General features: G+C 58.2%; 15 protein-coding genes and 1 tRNA gene. 4 read left to right on the forward strand and 12 right to left on the reverse strand.

Annotation, left to right across the window (positions count from 1 at the left end; genetic code table 11):
• The first annotated feature begins 10 nt into the window (after positions 1-10).
• On the forward strand, positions 11-610 hold the full coding sequence (gene ribA, locus N2M06_RS09380) for a GTP cyclohydrolase II (protein ID WP_019934833.1): 600 nt from the start codon (positions 11-13) through the stop codon (positions 608-610).
• Positions 611-705: 95 nt separating this feature from the next.
• Here the strand turns inward: ribA and N2M06_RS09385 are convergent, their stop codons facing one another.
• The 7 genes from N2M06_RS09385 to N2M06_RS09415 all read right to left on the reverse strand — a co-directional run bounded on the left by N2M06_RS09385 (position 706) and on the right by N2M06_RS09415 (position 9,516).
• On the reverse strand, positions 706-2,001 hold the full coding sequence (locus tag N2M06_RS09385) for a dicarboxylate/amino acid:cation symporter (protein ID WP_019934834.1): 1,296 nt from the start codon (positions 1,999-2,001) through the stop codon (positions 706-708).
• Between the two features lie 180 nt (positions 2,002-2,181).
• The gene (locus N2M06_RS09390; RefSeq protein WP_346350627.1) at positions 2,182-3,906 is read right to left on the reverse strand and encodes a PTS fructose-like transporter subunit IIB; all 1,725 of its coding nucleotides are present in this window, start codon (positions 3,904-3,906) and stop codon (positions 2,182-2,184) included.
• On the reverse strand, positions 3,903-4,850 hold the full coding sequence (gene pfkB / locus N2M06_RS09395) for a 1-phosphofructokinase (RefSeq protein ID WP_346350628.1): 948 nt from the start codon (positions 4,848-4,850) through the stop codon (positions 3,903-3,905). Before pfkB ends, N2M06_RS09390 begins: the two co-directional genes overlap by 4 nt.
• Positions 4,847-7,678 carry a phosphoenolpyruvate--protein phosphotransferase gene (ptsP, locus tag N2M06_RS09400; RefSeq protein ID WP_346350629.1) on the reverse strand — a complete coding sequence of 944 codons (2,832 nt, stop codon included), beginning with the start codon at positions 7,676-7,678 and terminating at the stop codon, positions 4,847-4,849. Before ptsP ends, pfkB begins: the two co-directional genes overlap by 4 nt.
• Before the next feature lie 118 nt (positions 7,679-7,796).
• Positions 7,797-8,486 carry an SDR family NAD(P)-dependent oxidoreductase gene (locus N2M06_RS09405; RefSeq protein WP_317075032.1) on the reverse strand — a complete coding sequence of 230 codons (690 nt, stop codon included), beginning with the start codon at positions 8,484-8,486 and terminating at the stop codon, positions 7,797-7,799.
• Between the two features lie 83 nt (positions 8,487-8,569).
• On the reverse strand, positions 8,570-9,211 hold the full coding sequence (locus N2M06_RS09410) for a TIGR01621 family pseudouridine synthase (protein WP_346350630.1): 642 nt from the start codon (positions 9,209-9,211) through the stop codon (positions 8,570-8,572).
• Positions 9,212-9,425: 214 nt separating this feature from the next.
• A tRNA-Ser gene (locus tag N2M06_RS09415) sits at positions 9,426-9,516 on the reverse strand.
• Positions 9,517-9,711: 195 nt separating this feature from the next.
• Between N2M06_RS09415 and N2M06_RS09420 the strand changes: the two genes are divergently transcribed.
• From N2M06_RS09420 to N2M06_RS09430, 3 genes are all read left to right on the forward strand, one after another.
• The gene (locus N2M06_RS09420; RefSeq protein WP_019934839.1) at positions 9,712-10,371 is read left to right on the forward strand and encodes a Bax inhibitor-1/YccA family protein; all 660 of its coding nucleotides are present in this window, start codon (positions 9,712-9,714) and stop codon (positions 10,369-10,371) included.
• 60 nt (positions 10,372-10,431) lie between these two features.
• Positions 10,432-12,540 carry a YccS family putative transporter gene (yccS, locus tag N2M06_RS09425; RefSeq protein WP_317075034.1) on the forward strand — a complete coding sequence of 703 codons (2,109 nt, stop codon included), beginning with the start codon at positions 10,432-10,434 and terminating at the stop codon, positions 12,538-12,540.
• A gap of 203 nt (positions 12,541-12,743) precedes the next feature.
• Entirely contained in the window at positions 12,744-13,073 is a 330-nt protein-coding gene (locus N2M06_RS09430; protein WP_019934841.1) for a TusE/DsrC/DsvC family sulfur relay protein, read from the forward strand.
• Positions 13,074-13,104: 31 nt separating this feature from the next.
• Here N2M06_RS09430 and dedD read toward each other — a convergent pair whose 3' ends face one another.
• The 5 genes from dedD to N2M06_RS09455 form a co-directional block, all read right to left on the reverse strand.
• Positions 13,105-13,713 (reverse strand): cell division protein DedD, encoded by a 609-nt coding sequence (gene dedD, locus N2M06_RS09435; protein ID WP_317075035.1) that lies wholly within the window; start codon positions 13,711-13,713, stop codon positions 13,105-13,107.
• Between the two features lies 1 nt (position 13,714).
• Complete coding sequence (folC, locus tag N2M06_RS09440) at positions 13,715-14,950, reverse strand: bifunctional tetrahydrofolate synthase/dihydrofolate synthase (RefSeq protein WP_346350631.1); 1,236 nt, start codon at positions 14,948-14,950, stop codon at positions 13,715-13,717.
• A complete protein-coding gene (gene accD, locus N2M06_RS09445; protein WP_019934844.1) occupies positions 14,950-15,813 on the reverse strand; it encodes an acetyl-CoA carboxylase, carboxyltransferase subunit beta in 864 nt (287 codons plus the stop codon). The genes folC and accD overlap by 1 nt, the downstream gene beginning before the upstream one ends.
• Before the next feature lie 76 nt (positions 15,814-15,889).
• Positions 15,890-16,681, reverse strand: a complete 792-nt coding sequence (gene truA / locus N2M06_RS09450) for a tRNA pseudouridine(38-40) synthase TruA (RefSeq protein ID WP_019934845.1) — start codon at positions 16,679-16,681, stop codon at positions 15,890-15,892.
• 101 nt (positions 16,682-16,782) lie between these two features.
• Complete coding sequence (locus tag N2M06_RS09455) at positions 16,783-18,693, reverse strand: FimV/HubP family polar landmark protein (protein WP_346350632.1); 1,911 nt, start codon at positions 18,691-18,693, stop codon at positions 16,783-16,785.
• Between the last annotated feature and the right edge of the window lie 42 nt (positions 18,694-18,735).

An 18,735-nucleotide genomic window follows, 5' to 3' on the forward strand; every position in this document is an offset into this window, starting at 1 on the left:
GAGGAAGGCCATGAGCAGTGTTACCCGTATGGCAAACTCCAAATTGCCAACACCCTGGGGCACCTTTACCCTGGTCGGGTTTGAAGAAAAGGGAACCGGCAAGGATCATGCCGCTCTGGTAATGGGAAATGTGGAAGATGGAGCACCGGTGCTGGCGCGCATTCATTCCGAATGTCTGACCGGAGACGCCCTGTTCAGTCTGCGTTGTGATTGTGGCTTTCAGTTACAGGCGGCGCTGGAACGCATTGCCAAGGAAGGCCGGGGCGTGCTGCTGTATGTGCGCCAGGAAGGCCGTGGCATTGGCCTGCTGAATAAGATTCATGCTTATCATCTGCAGGATCAGGGCAAGGACACCGTTGAAGCCAACGTGGAGCTGGGCTTTGCCGCCGATATGCGTGACTACACCATTTGTGCCGATATGCTGCGCAGCCTGGGTGTCACCGGGCTGAAACTGATGACCAATAATCCGCGCAAGGTAAAAGCGATGGAAAACTTTGGCATCAAGGTGAGCGAACGTCTGCCGCTGGAAGAAGGCCGCAACCCGTTCAATGAGCATTACCTCGATACCAAGGCCGGCAAGCTGGGCCATATGCTGAAAGAGCAGGACTGATTAGGATTCCGGCGCAAAGGCCGGAGTCCATTTTTCAAACCAGGATGTTGTCTGCAAATGGATTCCGGCTCACAGGCCGGAATGACCAAAGTGCTCTACGATAAATGCACTTCTTCTTCTTTTTCACCGGCATGCGGGTCGTGAAAGCGTTCCAGATCCATGGCCCCTTCACTCTTGCCCACAATGCAGGTCACAACCGCATCACCGGTAATATTCACTGCAGTACGGATCATGTCGAGCAAACGGTCCACACCAATAATCAGCGCAATCCCTTCTACCGGCAGCCCTACCTGATTCAGCACCATGGCCAGCATCACCATGCCCACACCGGGCACACCGGCGGTGCCGATGGAAGCCAGCGTCGCGGTCATGATCACCATCAGATAATCATTAAATGACAAATCGATATTAAACGCCTGGGCAATAAAGGCAGTGGCCACCCCCTGCATAATGGCAGTGCCGTCCATATTAATGGTGGCACCCAGCGGCACGGTAAAGGACGCAACCCGGTTTTCCACGCCCATACGGCGGGTAGCCGTTTCCAGGGTGACCGGAATGGTGGCGTTGGACGAGGCGGTGGAAAACGCAAACATGACGGCGTCTTCCATTTTCTTCAGAAAGGTCAGCGGGCTCAGGCCGGTAAACACCTTGAACAGCACCGAGTAAGTGACCAGTGCGTGCAGCAGCAAGGCCCCTGCCAGCACCAGGAAGTACTCCAGCAGATTAACAATGGCGTCCAGACCCAGAGAAGTAAACAACTGAGCCATCAGACAGAAAACGCCGTAGGGTGCCAGGTTCATCAGCAGCGCGACCAGCTTCATGATCACTTCGTTGAGATCAGTAAACAGCTCAGCAATACGCTCTCCGGGTTTACCTGCCAGGCTGATGGCAATACCAAACAGGACCGCAAACACGATGATCTGCAGGGTATTGCCTTCGGCCATGGCATTAATGGGGTTGGTGGGGAACATATTGATGATGACGTCTGCCAGGGATGGCGCTTCGCGGGCAGCAAAGGTGCTGGCCGATACCAGGTCGGCTCCGTCACCGGGCCGGAATACCTCACCCATGACCAGTGCCAGAGTAATGGCCACGGCGGTCGTGAACATATAAAACGCCAGGGTTTTGCCCCCGAGCCGGCCCAGGGTAGAGATGTCTTTCAGTGAGCTGGTGCCACACACCAGAGACACAAAGATCAGCGGTACCACCAGCATATTAAGGCTGGCAATAAAGATTTTTCCGCCTACCAGAAACAGGCCATCCACCAGGTAGTTCTGCACCAGTGCCACATCGGCAAACAGGCTGCGGATAATAAATCCTGCCAGCACCCCTGTGCCCATGCCCACCAGCACACGCGTGGTGAGTGACCACTTTTTCTCACTCGCATTCATGGCTGAATACTCCTTATTCACAGTTCTTGCGGTTTAATCAAGGGCGGCAAGAGTAGCAACCAATTCCGCAAAATGCTTCAAAAAACCACACAAAACCAACACAAGAGACCAATAAGTTGACAAAAATTGAACAAAACACCTTTAAAAGTTGATTTAACTCACACAAACAACAGGCCTGCGTCAGCGGGTGTCTGCCGGGGCCAGCATGTGAGCATCACTTCGTTTAACCACGGAATAAATGACTCCGCTGAGCACGGCTCCGGCGGTAATAGCCACCACATACCAGCCCAGCTGACTAATGGCATTGGGAATGAAAAACACAAAGACACCCCCGTGAGGGGCCAGCAGTTTGGCACCGAACAGCATGGACAGAGCGCCGGTCAGGGCACCGCCCGCCATGCAGCTGGGGATCACCCGTAACGGATCCCGGGCGGCAAAAGGAATGGCCCCTTCGGAAATAAAACACAGCCCCAGCACAAAGGACGCCTTGCCCGCTTCCCGCTCGGCAGGATTGAATTTGCTGCGCGCCAGAAAGGTGGCAATGCCCATGCCCAGTGCCGGCACCATGCCCGCGGCCATGGCCGCTGCCATGGGACCATAGGTTTGGGAAGCCAAAAGCCCCACGGAAAAGGCATAGGCTGCCTTATTGACCGGGCCGCCCATGTCAAAGCACATCATGGCACCAATAATAATGCCCAGCAGCACCGCATTGGCCGAGCCCATGTTATTCAGAAATTCGGTCATGACCGCCATGATGCCGGCCACAGGGCCACCTACCACATAAATCATGACCAGACCGGTAAACAGACTGGCAAACAGCGGAATCACCAGTATGGGCTTTAATGACTCCAGACTGTGGGGCATGGGAATATGCCGGGCCAGCGTGCGGGCACTGTAACCCGCCAGAAAGCCGGCAATAATACCGCCGATAAAGCCGGCCCCGAGAGAGCTGGCCAGCATGCCGCCAATCATGCCGGGAGCGATACCGGGCCGGTCGGCAATGGAATAGGCAATGTAACCCGCCAGCACCGGTATCATGAGGGCAAAGGCGGCGTCACCGCCAATTTGCATCAGTGCGGCTGCCAGGGTGCCTTCTTCTTTAAACGCTTCTATGCCAAAAATAAAAGACAGCGCAATAATCAGGCCGCCGGCCACCACCATGGGCAGCATAAAAGACACACCGGTGAGCAGGTGCTGATACGGCCCGGGGGCTTTTTCATCCTGAGGAGCAGCACCTTGCGACTGGCTGCCCTGCCAGATGCTGGCCTCACTTAATGCCGCCGCTATGGTTTGTTCCGGCTTTTTCAGCGCAGCGCCCGTACTGGTGCGGTACAGCCGCTTGCCGTTAAAGCGGCTGAGATTAACATCTATGTCGGCGGCCACGATGACACAGTCGGCCTGGGCAATATCATCGGCACTAAGCGCATTTTGCGCGCCAACCGAGCCTTGTGTTTCTACCTTAATGCGGTGCCCGAGCTGCTCGGCGGTATTGGTCAGGGCCTCTGCCGACATAAAGGTATGGGCCACACCGGTAGGGCAGGCAGTAATGGCCACCAGCCGGGCGGGCCGGGCTGAAGATGAGGTGACCGGCGCTGACAGCGGGGCAGCCTGCGCAGCGGCCTGCTGCAACCAGCCTTTGGGATCGTTCAGTGCCGGCTGCAGCGTGTCGATAAAACCGGCCTTGCCGGCAAAACGGGACAAGTCCGGCTCGGTACTGGCAGCCACCACCACCAGTTCAGCAGCATCAATCTGCTCACGGGTAAAGGCCTTGCCGGGCACCAGCGGGCTGTGACATTCCACCCATGCCTGCCAGCCCAGTTCATGCGCAGCCTGCTCCAGCAAACGGGCCGCCATGTAACTGCTTGCCATGCCACTGGGACAGGCGGTGATGATCAGAATGTTCATGTACGGCTCCCATGATCAAAAGGGGTTATCTGAATCGCTTGCTGAAAACCGGCAAAGGTATCGTTGCAGTAAATACCTACCCCTATCTGAGTAACGGCCATCAGTGACAGCGCCATGGCCCGGCGCAGATTGTCGGGGGCCTTCAGGCCTTCCAGTCTGCCGGCACACAGGCCGGCCACCAGTGAGTCACCGGCCCCCACAGTGCTGACGATATTGACTGCCGGCACCCGGCCCCGCCAGTCTCCTTCACTGCCAAACCAGTAAACGCCGTCAGCGCCGGCCGACACCACGACGTCCTTGATACCGCTTTGCTGAAGCTGACGGGCACAGCTGATCAGGGCCTGTTCATTCTTAATGCGACGGCCTGCCAGCTGGGCCAGCTCATCAAGATTGGGTTTAATCAGGCCGGGCAATGCCTGCACGCCGGTTTTCAGTGCCTCACCGCTGGTATCCAGCCACACATCTTTGCCCTGCTGTCGCCATTGGGTGAGCAGCTGTTCAAGCCAGCCGGGGCTGACGCAGGCAGGCAGGCTGCCGGCTACTATCAGATACTGACAGCGTCCGGACAGGGCTGTCAGTGTGCTCTGCAGCCGGGCAACGTCTGCCGGGTGAGGGCTGAGCCCGGGCAGATTAATATCAGTGATACGGCCGTCCTGTTCGCTGACTTTGACATTAATCCGGGTATTGCCGGCCAGGCGTATAAATTCATCCTGCATGCCGTGCTGTTCAAACAGGGTGCAAAAAGCTGACTCATTGTCCCTGCCAAGAAAACCGCTGACCACGGGGCGGTGCCCCAGTTCACTGAGCACCCGGGCCACATTAATGCCCTTGCCTGCCGGCCCCAGATGCCCGGAATGGGCCATATTGACCTGACCGGCCGTCAGCCGGGCCAATGACACGGTTAAATCCAGCGCCGGATTCAGGGTAAGGGTCAGTACACTCATGGTGTTGCTCCTGTCAGTGCCCGCACGGCTCCGGCACTGTCTGCCGTAAGGGCGCGGGCGGCCAGTTGTTTGCACTGGCTCAGGCTGAACTCACGCACCCGGGCCTTGACCCGCGGCAGCCGTTTGGGACTGACCGAGATTTCATCAAGACCCAGCCCGAGTAATATCGGCAGCGCCTGAGGATCGGCCCCCAGCTCACCACACATGCCCACCCATTTGCCTTCGGCATGGGCCGCCTCCACCGTCATGGCCATCAGCCTGAGCACCGCCGGGTGCAGGCCATCGGATAAAGACGCCAGGGCACCATTCCCTCTGTCGGCCGCCAGTGTGTACTGAGTGAGATCATTGGTGCCTATGCTGAAAAAATCGGCCTCTTTGGCAAACCGGGCGGCATTCAGCGCCGCCGACGGCACTTCCACCATCATGCCCAGCTGCACATTCGGTGCTCCGATCTCGGCCTGGAGGTTATCAAACAGCGCTTTGCCAAAGCGCCACTCGGCGATATCCGCCACCATGGGAAACATAATGCGCAGCGGCTCGCTGCCGGCGGCGGTAAGCAGCGCCCGCAGCTGGGTTTCCAGCAGCTCAGGTCTTTGCATGCACAGGCGAATGCCGCGCACGCCCAGAAAGGGGTTATCTTCTTTGGGTAAGGGCCAGTATGGCAGCGGCTTGTCGCCGCCCACATCAAGGGTGCGCGCTACCAGCGGCCGGCCTGCCAGCGCACTGAAGGCCTGCTGATATTGCGCCACCTGCTGCTGCAGACTTGGCTCACGGCCTTGCTCCATAAAGACAAACTCGGTGCGCAGCAGCCCCACGCCTTCGGCGCCGGCGGCCACCGCCGCTGCCGTATCGGCCGTATTTCCCAGGTTGGCTGCAATTTCTATGCGATGGCCGTCTGTGGTAACGGCGGGCTGCTCCCGCTGTTGCCAGGCTTGCTCCGCCAGTTCACGCTCGCGTTGTTGTGCCTGCTCTGCCTCGGCCAGCAGATGTTTATCGGGATCCACCAGCAAGGTGCCGCTGTCACCATTGAGAATGGCCGGTGTGCCCGAGTCTAATGTCATTACACCTTTGCCCATGGCCACCAATGCCGGTATGCCAAGGGATCTGGCCAGAATGGCACTGTGCGATGAAGCACCACCACCGGCTGTGACCAGACCGAGCACCCGCTCTGTGTTCATGTTCACCACATCAGACGGGCCTATATCTTCTGCTACCCAGATATAGGGAGTTGAGGGTGGTTCCGGTAAGGCAGTGTTACACAAAATGGCCATGACCCGCCGGCCAATGTCTCTGATATCGGCGGCCCGCTCGGCCAGCATGGGGTTACTGCTGGCCGCCTGTACGGCTGCTGCCGAGTCAATTTCTGCCCACCAGGCCGCCGGGGCCGAAGCCCCCGTTTCAAGACGCTGCCGGGTGCCTTCTTGCAGGCCGGGATCGCTGAGTAATTCCCGGTGCATGGATAAGATGTCCCGGGCCTGTGCACCGCTTTGCTGCGCTGCCAGTGCCAGGCTTTGATCTGCCTGCTGCAGCGCCTGCGTCAGCCGCTGTTGCTCGGCGGCAGCATCACAGGCCACATCGGCGTAATCAAAATTGACCGGCATTTCTACATAAAGCGGCCCGATAGCAATGCCCGGTGAGGCCGCCACCCCTTGCCAGGGAGCGCCGGGATCGGCCGGAGCCCCGGTGCATGGCACTTGCTGAGCCGAATGCGGCGACGTCACCCCTTCTCCCAGTCCGCTGTTAACGGCGGTTTCAAGTTCGCTGAGTGCCGCCTCGGCATCGGTGCCGCTGGCAACAAACTGAAGCCGGTGGCCGGGCCGTACGCCAAGGCTGATAAGCTTCATCAGACTTTTGGCATTGACCGGCTGATTGTCGCCGTCGAGGTTGCGTACCTGAATGGTTGCCTCGAACTGCTTGGCAGCCTGCACCAGCAAGGCACCGGGACGGGCATGCAATCCCTGCTCGTTATGAATGGTGACCACCAGCCGATGCTCACCTTCCGCAACAGGGCCGTTATTCAGTGCCTGCGCCAGCTCATGGGCACTGTTCAGGCTGGCCAGACTGGCCGCCTGCCCCGCCACCAGCCAGTCGGCCAGCTGTGCCAGCAGCTGTTTATGGCTGCCGCCATGGGTTTTCAGCGCCAGCAGGCCACAGACCTTGTGCCCCTGATGGATAAGCGCCGGTGTGGTCAGAATGGCAGCCTTTGCCGGGCCGGCAGCGGGTACCTGACAGAGCCACCAGCCCTGCCCCAGATGCAGCAGGCTCTGCTGCAAAGCATTTCGTTCATGTTGCAGTTCAAGCGCGCTGGCGGCCTGCGCCAGCAACTCATCCATGGTGTCGGCGGGCTGCTGCAACTGCAGCATATCGGACTGCCAGCTGAGCATGGGAGTGTTATCGGCTGCAGAAGGCTGCAGCAGCGCCAGAATGTCTTCACTGTGTGTGGCCGAACGCACCTGCCCGGCCAGGTCGTCCCGCTGCAGCGCTCGGGTCAGCTGACGCAGCAGCTCAAGGTGCTCATCGGATCCGGCGGCGATACCCAGTACCAGATAAGCTTTCTCACCATCGCCCCAGTCGATGCCTTCAGGCAGATGCAGCGCCTTGATGCCGGTTTTTTTCACCAGGTGGCGGCTGTCCTGAGTGCCATGGGGAATGGCAATGCCCTGCCCCAGATAGGTGGCGGTCTGGGCTTCTCTGGCCAGCATGCCGGCTGCATAACCGGCACCGACATGACCTTCCTGCTCCAGCCACTGGGCCAGCGCCATAATGGCCGCCTCTTTGGTGGCCAGTGTCTGGCCCATTTTTATGTCTTGCGTAGTCAGAGTGAGCATGACATCACCTGTTAGCCAATCGAGATGAAACCGTTACTTAAACAGGCTGGGTGTTTTTTGTGAATGGAGCAAGGCGAAAAACACCTTAACGTGATGAATACCGGTTAAAAACCATTGCTCAGGGAATAATTTCCCGGCCGTCCCAGGCAAACACGCGCCCCGACTGCCCGGGTGTGAGACTGTCGATGACAGTGAGCAGATGCTGTGCTGCCTGCTCCGGTGATTGCAGCTGGCCATGAGCCAGGCCGGCACGAAACGGGGCTGACAGCCCGGTGGCGACGGTGCCCGGGTGCAGCCCTGCTACACAGGCAGCCGGAAAGCGCCGGCTCCATTCTATGCCAAGATTTTTGATGGCCATGTTCAGCGCTGCCTTGCTGATGCGGTAGCTGTACCAGCCGCCGCCGCGGTTATCACTGATGCTGCCTACCCGCGCCGACAGTGCGGTAAGCAACAGCGGCTGACGCCGCTCCATGCGGGCGGATAATAATCTGGCCAGCGCCAGTGTGGGCCAGGTATTGATACGCATGTGCTCCAGCAGCGCGTCCTGTTGCAGCTGCTCAATGCGTTTTTCCGGCTGATGATGCTCACTGTGCAGTGTGCCCACCGTATTGATAACACGCTCGGGCAGCGGCAAGGTGTTGCACAGGGCCGTCATGGCGGCTTCGTCGGTGTTATCGAGGCAATGCCAGCTAACGCCGGGCAGCCCGGGGTCGGTACGGCTGAACAGACTGACCTCGTCGCCCCGCTCCGCACACGTTGCCGCCAGCGCACGACCAATACCGCCGCCACCCATAATCCAGTAACGCATAGAAAGTCTCCCACTTTAAACAGATACCATTGAGACCGTAACCAAAGACGTTTACTTACAGCAACCAAAGCGGGAAGCGTAATCTACAGCGCGGTTGCCCACTGGGCAAGGGGGCTGTACCACTGGTGAAACAGCTCGCCTTCGGTGGCGGGCGCGGTCACGGTAACGGGCTGGCCCTGCCAGTGAAAGGTGAGCTGCCAGGCGTGCAGGTAGCCTCTGTCGGCGGCAGTGCCGCCATAGCGGGCGTCGCCGATAATGGGGCAGCCAATGCTTTTCAGGGCCACCCTGAGCTGATGAGTGCGGCCGGTTTCGGGGCTGAGCACAAAACCTCTGAGGCCGGGAGCCAGTGAGGTGCTGTGAAAACGGGTTATGGCGAGATGATTGGTGTTGCGGGTCAGCTTCCAGCTGCCGTTACGGGATTTTTCCATGCCGCCCTTGATCAGTCCCTGCTTTTTGGCGGGCTTGCGATCACTGAAGGCGAGGTAGCGTTTTTGGGTGTTGCGTTCGGCAAACTGGGCACTGAGCAGCCGGTTGGCCTCGGGGTTGCGGGCCAGCAGCAGCACGCCCGTGGTCATTTTGTCGAGGCGGTGTACCGGATAAAGGGCTTCGCCCTGTTGCTCGCTGAGCAGGCGCACCAGGCCGGGCTCATCATTTTGCTGATGCATGCCAATGCCGGCGGGTTTGTTGATGACACAAAAGTCGGCATGGTCGAGCAATATGTTCATGGTGATATCCGCAGGGCTGAAAGCAAAAGAGAGTACGCCGACACGCTTCAAGTACCTCCTTGTAACGCTCGAAAATGCCATCCATGGCATTTAATGGTCGGCTTTGGCAATCCCCACTACTGCTTGATGCAACACCGCCGTTGCCTGCAAACGAGTACATGTATGGAGAAGACAAAGCAAAAAGCCCGCTGCGTTTGCAGCGGGCTTTCCGATATGGCGGAGGAGGTGGGATTTGAACCCACGGTAGGCTATTAACCTACGCCGGTTTTCAAGACCGGTGCATTCAACCACTCTGCCACCCCTCCTGACGGGCGCTAATACTACTGGGGCTTAAAATCCTTGTAAACTGTTATCTGTGTTATTCTGCTCAAGTGTCCAATAAACCGGCAAACATTCATGGAGCAGTGAAACGGAAGGCTCGACATTCGGGTCATAATATGTCCAGAATAGAGTAAATTTATTGATGTCTTTTTGAGTCAGATACCTAAGGAGTCTGGATCATGCGTTACAACAACACACTTTCTCGCACACAGGGTGGTGCGCTGGAAACCAACAAGGTATTGCGTAATACCTATATGCTGCTGGGCATGACCCTGGTGGTGGCGTCTTTGTCGGCGGGCATCAGCGCCATGATGAACCTGCCCCACCCCGGTCTTATCATCACTCTGGTGGGTTTTTACGGCCTGATGTTTCTGACCGAGCGTAACCGCAACAGCAGCCTGGGTCTGTTATTTATTTTTGCCTTTACTGCGTTTACCGGTTACACCATAGGCCCCATTCTTAATCACTACCTGAGCACCAGCTCGGGGGCTGAAACCGTGATGCTGGCACTGGGTGGTACTGCGCTCACCTTCCTGTCCTTGTCTGCCTATGTACTGACCACCAAGAAAGACATGTCGTTCCTGGGCGGCATGATGATGGCCGGTTTTGTGGTGATTCTGGTGGGCTTTGTGGCCAATATTTTCCTGGCGCTGCCGGCCCTGAGCCTGGCCCTGAGCGCACTGTTCATTCTGTTCTCATCCGGTGCCATCCTGATGCAGACCAGCGCCATTATTCACGGCGGCGAGCAGAACTATATTTCAGCCACAGTAACGCTGTATGTGTCTATCTTTAATATTTTCCTGAGCCTGCTGCAGCTGCTGGGTATGAGCCGCGACTAAGCTCATCATACAAAAACGGTTCACAAGGCGGCGCAAGCCGCCTTTTTTACGAGAAACGCCATGCCTTCTTTCAGCCTGTGGCTGAGACGCATTTTTACTGACAGCCATTTCTTTTTTGCTCTTAAAGTGATGCTGGCCATGGCCAGTTTGCTGCTGGGAGGCTGGTGGCTGGATCAGGTGCCGGTGGCCGTGACCCTCAGCCTGGGAGCCATGGCCGGCGCCCTGAGCGAGATTGATCACAGACCAGGGCCAAGGCTGGTGCAACTGCTGGCAGGCCTGTTGTGCTTTTTTGTGGCCGTCACCGGCGTCACCGCCCTTATTGACTCACCCTGGCTGTTTGGTCCCGTACTAGTACTGGCGACCTTCTGTCTCATTCTGGCCGGTGCCTGGGGCCAGGCCGCGGGCAAGCTGGGTTTTGGGGTTCTGCTGGTATCCATCTATGCCATGCAAGGGCATATCGACAGCCCCCACTTCTGGTATCAGCCAGTATGGCTGACCGCTGGTGCCGCCTGGTACGGACTGTGTTCATGGCTGATATTGCTGCTCATGCCCTATAAACCCGTGCATGAACAGCTGGCTCAGTGTTATTTTGCCCTGTCCCGCTATCTGCTGGCCAAATCGCGCTTTTTTGACAGCCCCAACGAACTGCATCAGGGCCTTCGCCACCAGCTGGCGCAGGTCAATATTCAGCTGGTCAACAGTCTGGAGCTGACCAAACAGATGCTGAACCGGCGGTTAAAGGGCAGGCAGCCTGATGACGAGCTGGCCCGGCTGCTGGAGCTGTATTTACTGGTGCAGAGCATGCACGAACGGGCTGCTTCCAGCCATTATTCCTATAGCCAGCTGAACCAGGCGCTGGATCAGGCCGAAGTGCTGACCGGCTATCAGGTGCTGCTGGCGGAGCTTGGTGAGGCCTGTTACCGGCTGGGGCTGGCCATTCTCACCCACAAGCCTTATGTTCTCGACAAACGCATTGGCTGGGAGCTGTCGGCATTAAAGGATCAGCTCGATTACAGCCACTTGCGACGGCACTATTCTTCCGAGCTGATGAGCCCGCTGCGGTTTTTAACCCGGAACATGCAGCATGTGTATGACACATTATTACGGGCAAAAGAACTGACCGCAGGCGCAATGCCGGCAGACAGTCAGCGGGCCGAGCTGGCAAGACCGCCTTCTCAGCCGCTGGGAGAGCGACTGAAGGCCTTGCTGAACCCCAATGCCATTTTGTTCCGTCATGGTGTTCGCCTGAGCCTGTGCTTTGCGCTGGGTTACGGCCTGATTGCCACTCTTGAGCTGGAGCGGGGTTACTGGATATTGCTGACCAGCCTGTTTGTGTGCCAGCCCAGTTTCAGTGCCACCCGCCAGCGTCTGAGCGAGCGGACCCTGGGCACCCTGGCGGGTATCGTGGCCAGCGTGCCCCTGCTCTGGCTGTTTCCGGCCGTGGAAAGCCAGCTGTTTATGCTGCTGCTGTGTGCTTTTATCTTTTTTACCCAGGTACGCATCAATTACAGCTGGGCGGTGTTTTTTATTACGCTGTTTGTGTTGCTGGCCTTTAACCTGCAAGGGGCAAGTCTGCAGGAGGCAGCACGCACACCTGTGCTGCTGCCCCGGCTGTTTGATACGCTGACAGGCTGTGCCCTGGCGTTTGTGGCCGTCTGGTATATCTGGCCCGACTGGCAGCGCCGGCATCTGCCTCAGCTGCTGGCAGAGGCCATGCGGGCCAATGCAGCTTATCTGGCCGCCATCACTCATCAGCACGACAGCCGGGATAATCTGGCCTACCGGCTGGCCCGCAAGCAGGCGCATCTGGCTGATAACAAGCTGGCTCAGGCCTGGCAGAACATTCGGGTGGAGCCGGTCTCAAAGCACTGGCTCAACCTGTGTTTTGAAATTGCCTACCGCAACCATGCACTCCTGTCTTATTTGTCTACCCTGGGTGCACACCGGGATCAGGGCCTGAGTTTGCCTGTGGCACTGACCGGTGAGCTGAACCAGCGCCTGTGTGCCGCAGCCAGTGCCCTCGACAGCCACACCCCTTTGCCTCCGCAGCTGCCGTTGCCGGTCATGGCCGGCGACAATGAGCAGGAGCAGGACATACTGGCGCGCCAGCTGCACAATAATATGGTGCTGCTGGTCAACGATTTGTATCAGCTGGCAAAGGATGTGTGAAAGCTGTAAGCCAGAAGAAGCATCAGTGCGGTTACACTCCGCCGACACGCTTCAAGCCCATCCATGGGACGCTCGGCAAATGCCATCCATGGCATTTGACGGTCGGCTTCGGTAATCCCCACTGCTGCTTTGAGTAAGATCGGCATTGTCATGGAGTGAAATGTGTCCTTTGAGTAAAATGGTGTCCGATACGAGGAGACATCATGTTTGAATTTGAAGGCAGGTCCGTCGAGACCGACGCACAGGGTTATCTGAAACATCATGAAGACTGGCAGCCGGCCATGGTGGCGCTGCTGGCAGAGCAGGAAGGCATCACCTTGACTGATGAGCATCTGGAAGTCATTCATTTTGTGCGGGCGTTTTATCTGAAGTACAACACCTCGCCGGCCATTCGGGCACTGGTAAAGGCCATGGCCAAGGAGCTGGGTGAAGACAAGGGAAACAGCCGTTATCTTTACCGGCTATTTCCTAAAGGGCCGGCCAAGCAGGCCACCAAGCTGGCAGGCCTGCCCAAACCAGTGAAGTGTATCTAAAATAAAATGCTCCGGCTTTCGCCGGAGTGTTTTATTTGGCCAGTACCTTGCCTTTGAGGCCGGTGAGCCGTTCCAGAGCAGGAAGCTGCTGTTCAAGGCGCGCTTTGGCATCGGGACCGATCCAGACCCGGTTAAGCTCTCCCTGACGCGGCACAGACGGGGTCGTATTCACACGATAGCCCGCCGCCCTGAGCTTGGCCACCAGGGCATTGACGTTGTCGGCATTACGAAACGCGCCCAGTTGAGCAACATAACCGCCGCCAGCCGGTGCCACAGGCTGAGGTTCGGGTTTAACCACTGGGGCCGGTCTGGGCTCGGGTTTGGGAGTCGGTGCCGGCTCTGCTTTGGGTGCGGGTTTTGAAACCGGTGCCTGAGCCACTTCTGGCTGTGGCTGAGGTGCCGGTCTGGGCGGCGTGGCCGGTGCTTCCTGTACCGTTTCCATGGTCCAGGTTTTTGCTCTGGCCGGTTCGGGTGGTGTTATTACCGGCTGCACCGGCTCCAGCTCAGGACGGAGCGGAATGGATACCACTTCTTCCGGCATGGGTGGCTGCTTGCCATCCAGCAGGTCGGGTAAAAAAATGACACCCAGTGCCACCAGAATAATGGTCCCTACCAGACGATGCTGAAACTGGGTTGCCACGTTAAAGCTCCTTCTGCTGAGTCCGGTGCCAGGCCAGGGCCTCGGCCACGGTAAAGAATGAACCAAATACCACCACACGTTCGCCCTCGGCTCTGGCTGCCAGTGCCGCCGTCAGCGCTGCGATTACCGACTCAAAGTAAGCGGCGTGATTCAGCAATGCCGACAGCTCACTGCCATCAGCACCACGCGGGCCTGCCAGCGTCGCCGGATACCAGTGGCTGACCAAGGGTGTCAGTGCCGCCAGGGTGGCGCTTATATCCTTGTCTTTGAGCATGCCCACCACCGCATGAATGCTGCCCTGCCCTTCAGCAAGACGGGACGCCAGATAGGTTGCCGACTCAGGGTTGTGGGCCACATCCAGCCACAAGCCGGGCGACAGCTCGGTCAGCCGGCCTGCCAGGCTTGCCTGACGCAAACCGGTAGCAATGGCATCAACAGATAACCTGAAGGGAGAGGCAGCCAGAACAGCCAGCGCCGTGGCGGCGTTCATCAGCGGCAGGCCCGGCACCGGCAGGCCGTCAAACTGTTTGCCGGCCATGGTGAACGACCAGCTGTCGCCCTGCTGCTGCCAGTGAAAGTCACGGCCACTGAAGGCCATGGGGGTGCCCTTTTGCCTGGCCTGCTCGGCAATACTGGCTGGCGGGTTGGGATCACCACACACCGCCGGTTTGCCGGCACGCAGTATGCCGGCTTTTTCATAACCAATGACGTCGCGGTCCGATCCCAGCCAGTCAGTATGATCCAGCGCTATGGTGGTGATCACCGCCTGATCCGAGTCCACCACATTGGTGGCATCAAGCCGGCCGCCCAGTCCCACTTCCAGCAACACCACATCAGGGCACCTGGCGCGAAACAGCCAGAGTGCCGCCAGGGTGCCAAATTCGAAATAGGTGAGCGCGGTATCGCCCCGGGCTTCTTCTACTGCAGCAAAGGCATCACAGAACGCCTGTTCATCAGCAAAGTCACCGTTGATACGCACCCGCTCCCGGTAATCCAGCAGGTGAGGCGAAGAGTACACTCCTACCGTCATCCCCCCGGCCATCAGCATGCTTTCAAGCAAGGCACAGGTGGAGCCCTTACCGTTGGTGCCGCCTACCGTAATCACATAAGAGGGCAGGCTCAGCAGTCCCAGCCGGCCGGCCACGCGCTGCATACGCTCCAGGCCCAGCTCAATGCGGGCCATGTTCAGGCCTTCCAGCAGGGTCAGCCAGTCTGCCAGGGTGCGAGGCATCGGCATCAGATTTCCAGCGGCTCCTGGTTCATCAGCTTGCCCAGCAGACCGGCGAGCCGATCACGCATTTCCCGGCGATCGATGATCATGTCAATGGCACCGTGCTCCAGCAGGAATTCACTGCGCTGAAAACCTTCAGGCAGTTTTTCACGCACCGTCTGCTCAATCACGCGAGGGCCGGCAAAGCCGATCAGCGCTTTGGGCTCACCCACGTTCACATCACCCAGCATGGCCAGACTGGCAGACACGCCACCCATAGTAGGGTCGGTCAGCACCGAGATATAAGGCAGACCGGCTTCAGACAGACGGTTCAGCGCCGCACTGGTTTTGGCCATCTGCATCAGCGACATCAGGGCTTCCTGCATGCGGGCACCGCCGGAAGCAGAGAAGCACACCAGAGCGCGGTTTTCTTCCAGGCAGGCTTCTACCGCCTTAACAAAGCGGGCACCTACCACAGAGGCCATGGAGCCGCCCATAAAGGCAAACTCAAAGGAGCAGGCCACCACCGGCAGACCACGCAGTGTGCCTTTCATGACCACCATGGCGTCTTTTTCATTGCTGCTCTTCTGGGCGGCAGAAATGCGATCCTTGTAACGCTTGGAATCCTTGAACTTGAGAATGTCCTGCGGCTCCAGCTCGCTGCCCAGCTCTTCGCGGCCGTCCTGATCCAGGAACTTGTCGAGACGATCACGGGCACTGATGCGCATGTGGTGATCACACTTGGGGCAGACTTCCAGATTACGCTCCAGCTCGGCACGGTAAAGCACCTGCTCGCAGTTGGTGCACTTGGTCCAGACTCCTTCCGGAATATTATGGCGACGTACGCCGATGTTCTTGTTCTTGGGGAGAATTTTCTCAAGCCAGCTCATGGAAATCCTTAATCATTGTTCGTGGTTGTCACGCAGCGTTCATTAAATCATATATTCGGCTGCGGGTTGATAAAAATTAAAGTTGGTCGGGCAGCCACAAGGGCCCCGGAATGGTCTTCGGCAGCGCGTACTCTGCGGGGTAATCCACTTCCACCAGATAGAGGCCACCGGCCTTGGCCGTCACCCCGGCCAGGTTGCGGTCCCGCCCTTCCAGTACCTGCTTTACCCAGGCCGCATCGGCTTCGCCCATGCCCACCTTGAGCAGGGTGCCGGTGATATTGCGCACCATATGATGCAAAAAGGCATTGGCCTTGATATCGAGCACAATATAGTGGCCAAAACGCTGTACGTTAAGGTGCATAATATTGCGCCAGGGGCTTTTGGACTGACACTGTACGGCGCGAAAGGCACTGAAATCCCGCTCACCCAGCAGGCACTGACCCGCCTCGTGCATTTTAGCGGCGTCGATATGACCGGCATAATGGCTGACCCCGGCACCGTGAATGGCCGGGCGCATATTATGATTGAAAATAATATACCGGTAGCGACGGGCGCTGGCGCTGAAACGGGCATGAAACTCATCAGGCACCGCTTTGACCCAGCGCACGGCAATGTCCGGCGGCAGGTTGGCATTCATGCCTAAGGTCCAGGCCCCGTCGGGGCGAATGGCGTGCGTGTCGAAATGCACCACCTGCGCCGTACCGTGCACACCGGCGTCAGTACGGCCGGCACATTGTACCTCTATGGGGTGATCGGCAATCTTTGAAAGGGCTTTTTCTACCTCTTCCTGGACACTGGGAACTTCCCGCTGCCGTTGCCAGCCGTAATAGCGGCTGCCGTCATACTCTATGCCAAGGGCGATGCGCATATTCAGTTCCAAGAAAAAAAGAGGCTAATTATAACCGTTGCCACAGCAAAATGAAGAACCGGCCGCAAGCGGCCGGTAGTGAACAAGAAAACCGCCCTGGCTTAGCGTCTGTCGAGCCGTTGCAACAGTTTGCGGGCATCATTCTGATGTTGCTCACTGCCTTTTTCCAGCGCTTCGTTCAGCAGTTCACGGGCACTGTCGATGTCGTCAATTTCAATATAGGCACGGGCCAGATCCAGCTTGGCACCCATGCCGCCTTCATCAGCATCGATATCAACGTCCTGACTGTTACCCAGCAGGTCGGCATAGTCGTCCAGCTCCTGACGCACCATGGGCTCTCGCTCGTCGGCAAAGGAACGGCTGTCTGACTGCATGGCAGACAGCGCATCGGCTTCCTGCTCGGCCAGGGTGCCGGCCAGAATGTCGTCAAACTCGTCGGCAGCCTTGTTTACCGCGCCCTGCTCAGCCAGTGATTCAGGTGCTTCGCTGGCCGAAGCCGGCTGTGGCTCGTCGTCACCAAGGTCAAACAGGGCTTCATCCAATGGTTCGTCGAGTGCTGGCGGTGCTGTCTGCTCCGGCTCAGGCGTGACCGCCTCATCATCAAAGAACACCTCTTCCCGATCAGCCGTTGTTTCATCCTCAAACAGTACTTCTTCTGCAGCAGCGGCATCATCGTCAAAACGCAGCTCTTGTGGCTCCGGCTCAATGGTTTCATCATCCAGCAGCGGCTCTGGCTGTCCGGCCTGTGCCATATCATCGAACAGGGCTTCTTCCTGCTGCTCGGCGGTCGTCTCGTCAGCTGCCTCTTGTGCTTCCAGCTGCTGCTGTTCTTCCAGAAAACGAGCAAAGGCATCTTCATCAATTTCAGGTTCGGCTTTTACCTCGGGCTGCTCCGAGGCAGCAGGATGGGGCTCATCTGCAGGAAGATCGACGGCAAAGATGTCATCAAAATCATTGGTGTCTTCATCCAGCATCTGTTCCGATGTGTGATCCTGCTCTGCGAGCTCTTGCCTGGTACGGCGACGCCACCACAATGTAAAGAGTGCCAGCAGAAAAAGCGCCGGCAAGGTCAGTAAAATAGCCAGGTTCAGCGGCTGCTTCAGCAGCTGGCTTAACCAACCCTTGTCTGCGTCAGCAGCCGGCTGAGCCGCCGTGTCTGCTCTGGTCAGTTTCAGCTCATTGACTTCTGCAGTCAGCTGCCCCAGGCGGTTGCGCAAGGCCTGATTATTATCGGACAGCTCGGCCAGCTGTTCGTTGGACATGGCGACTTGTTCACGCAGCTCATCCAGCAACTGGGCCTGCAATCTGGCCAGGGCCGTTTGTTCGGCTTGCCCGGCACTGCTGTCTGCAGGTGCTTCAGACACGGCAGCAGGCTGCCCGGAAACAGCGGACGCTGACCGGGGCGGTGTCGCGACTGCGGCAGGCTGCACCGCTCTGGGTTCACTCAGGCCATTGGAGGCCGGTGTGGGTTCGGGCTTGGCTGCGGCAGGCGGTGTGGCCACCGCAGGAGCTGGTACGGGCTCTGCTGCCGGCTCCGGTCTGGGTGCTGGCCTGGCTTGTGCTGGTTTGGCCTGTGCGGCAGGTGCCGGTGCCCGGGTAACGGTGCGGTTACCCTGACGACTTAAACGGCGAAACTCGGCTTCTGCTTCACGGGGGGTACGCTGCTGTGCCTGGCTGAGTGTGGGCAGCGTCAGGGTTGCGCCCCGCTGCAGATAATTGATATTGCCTCGGACAAAGGCACCGGGATTCAGGTAATACAGCGCCACCATGGTCTGCTGTACCGTGGCAGGGGCTTGAGTATGCTGGGCGGCAATGGACCAGAGTGTGTCTGTGGTGCGCACGGGGCCATAACGACGGGCCTGAGCGGGTAACGGCGAAGAAACCTGAACGGAAGGTGCCTCGCGTGTTTCTGGCCCGCGTAACTCAATATAAAATTCCTGTGCCGTGGCCGAAAGAGTAAAGGACAGCCACAGGGCCAGCACGGAATAAAGCGGTGGTCGGCATCTTCTCATTATCTTATTGGTATCCCTTGTTCTGACTCTGGCCGGCAACCC

It is taken from the genome of Oceanimonas sp. AH20CE76 (assembly GCF_039654065.1).
In the GTDB taxonomy this organism is placed as follows: Bacteria; Pseudomonadota; Gammaproteobacteria; order Enterobacterales; family Aeromonadaceae; genus Oceanimonas; species Oceanimonas smirnovii.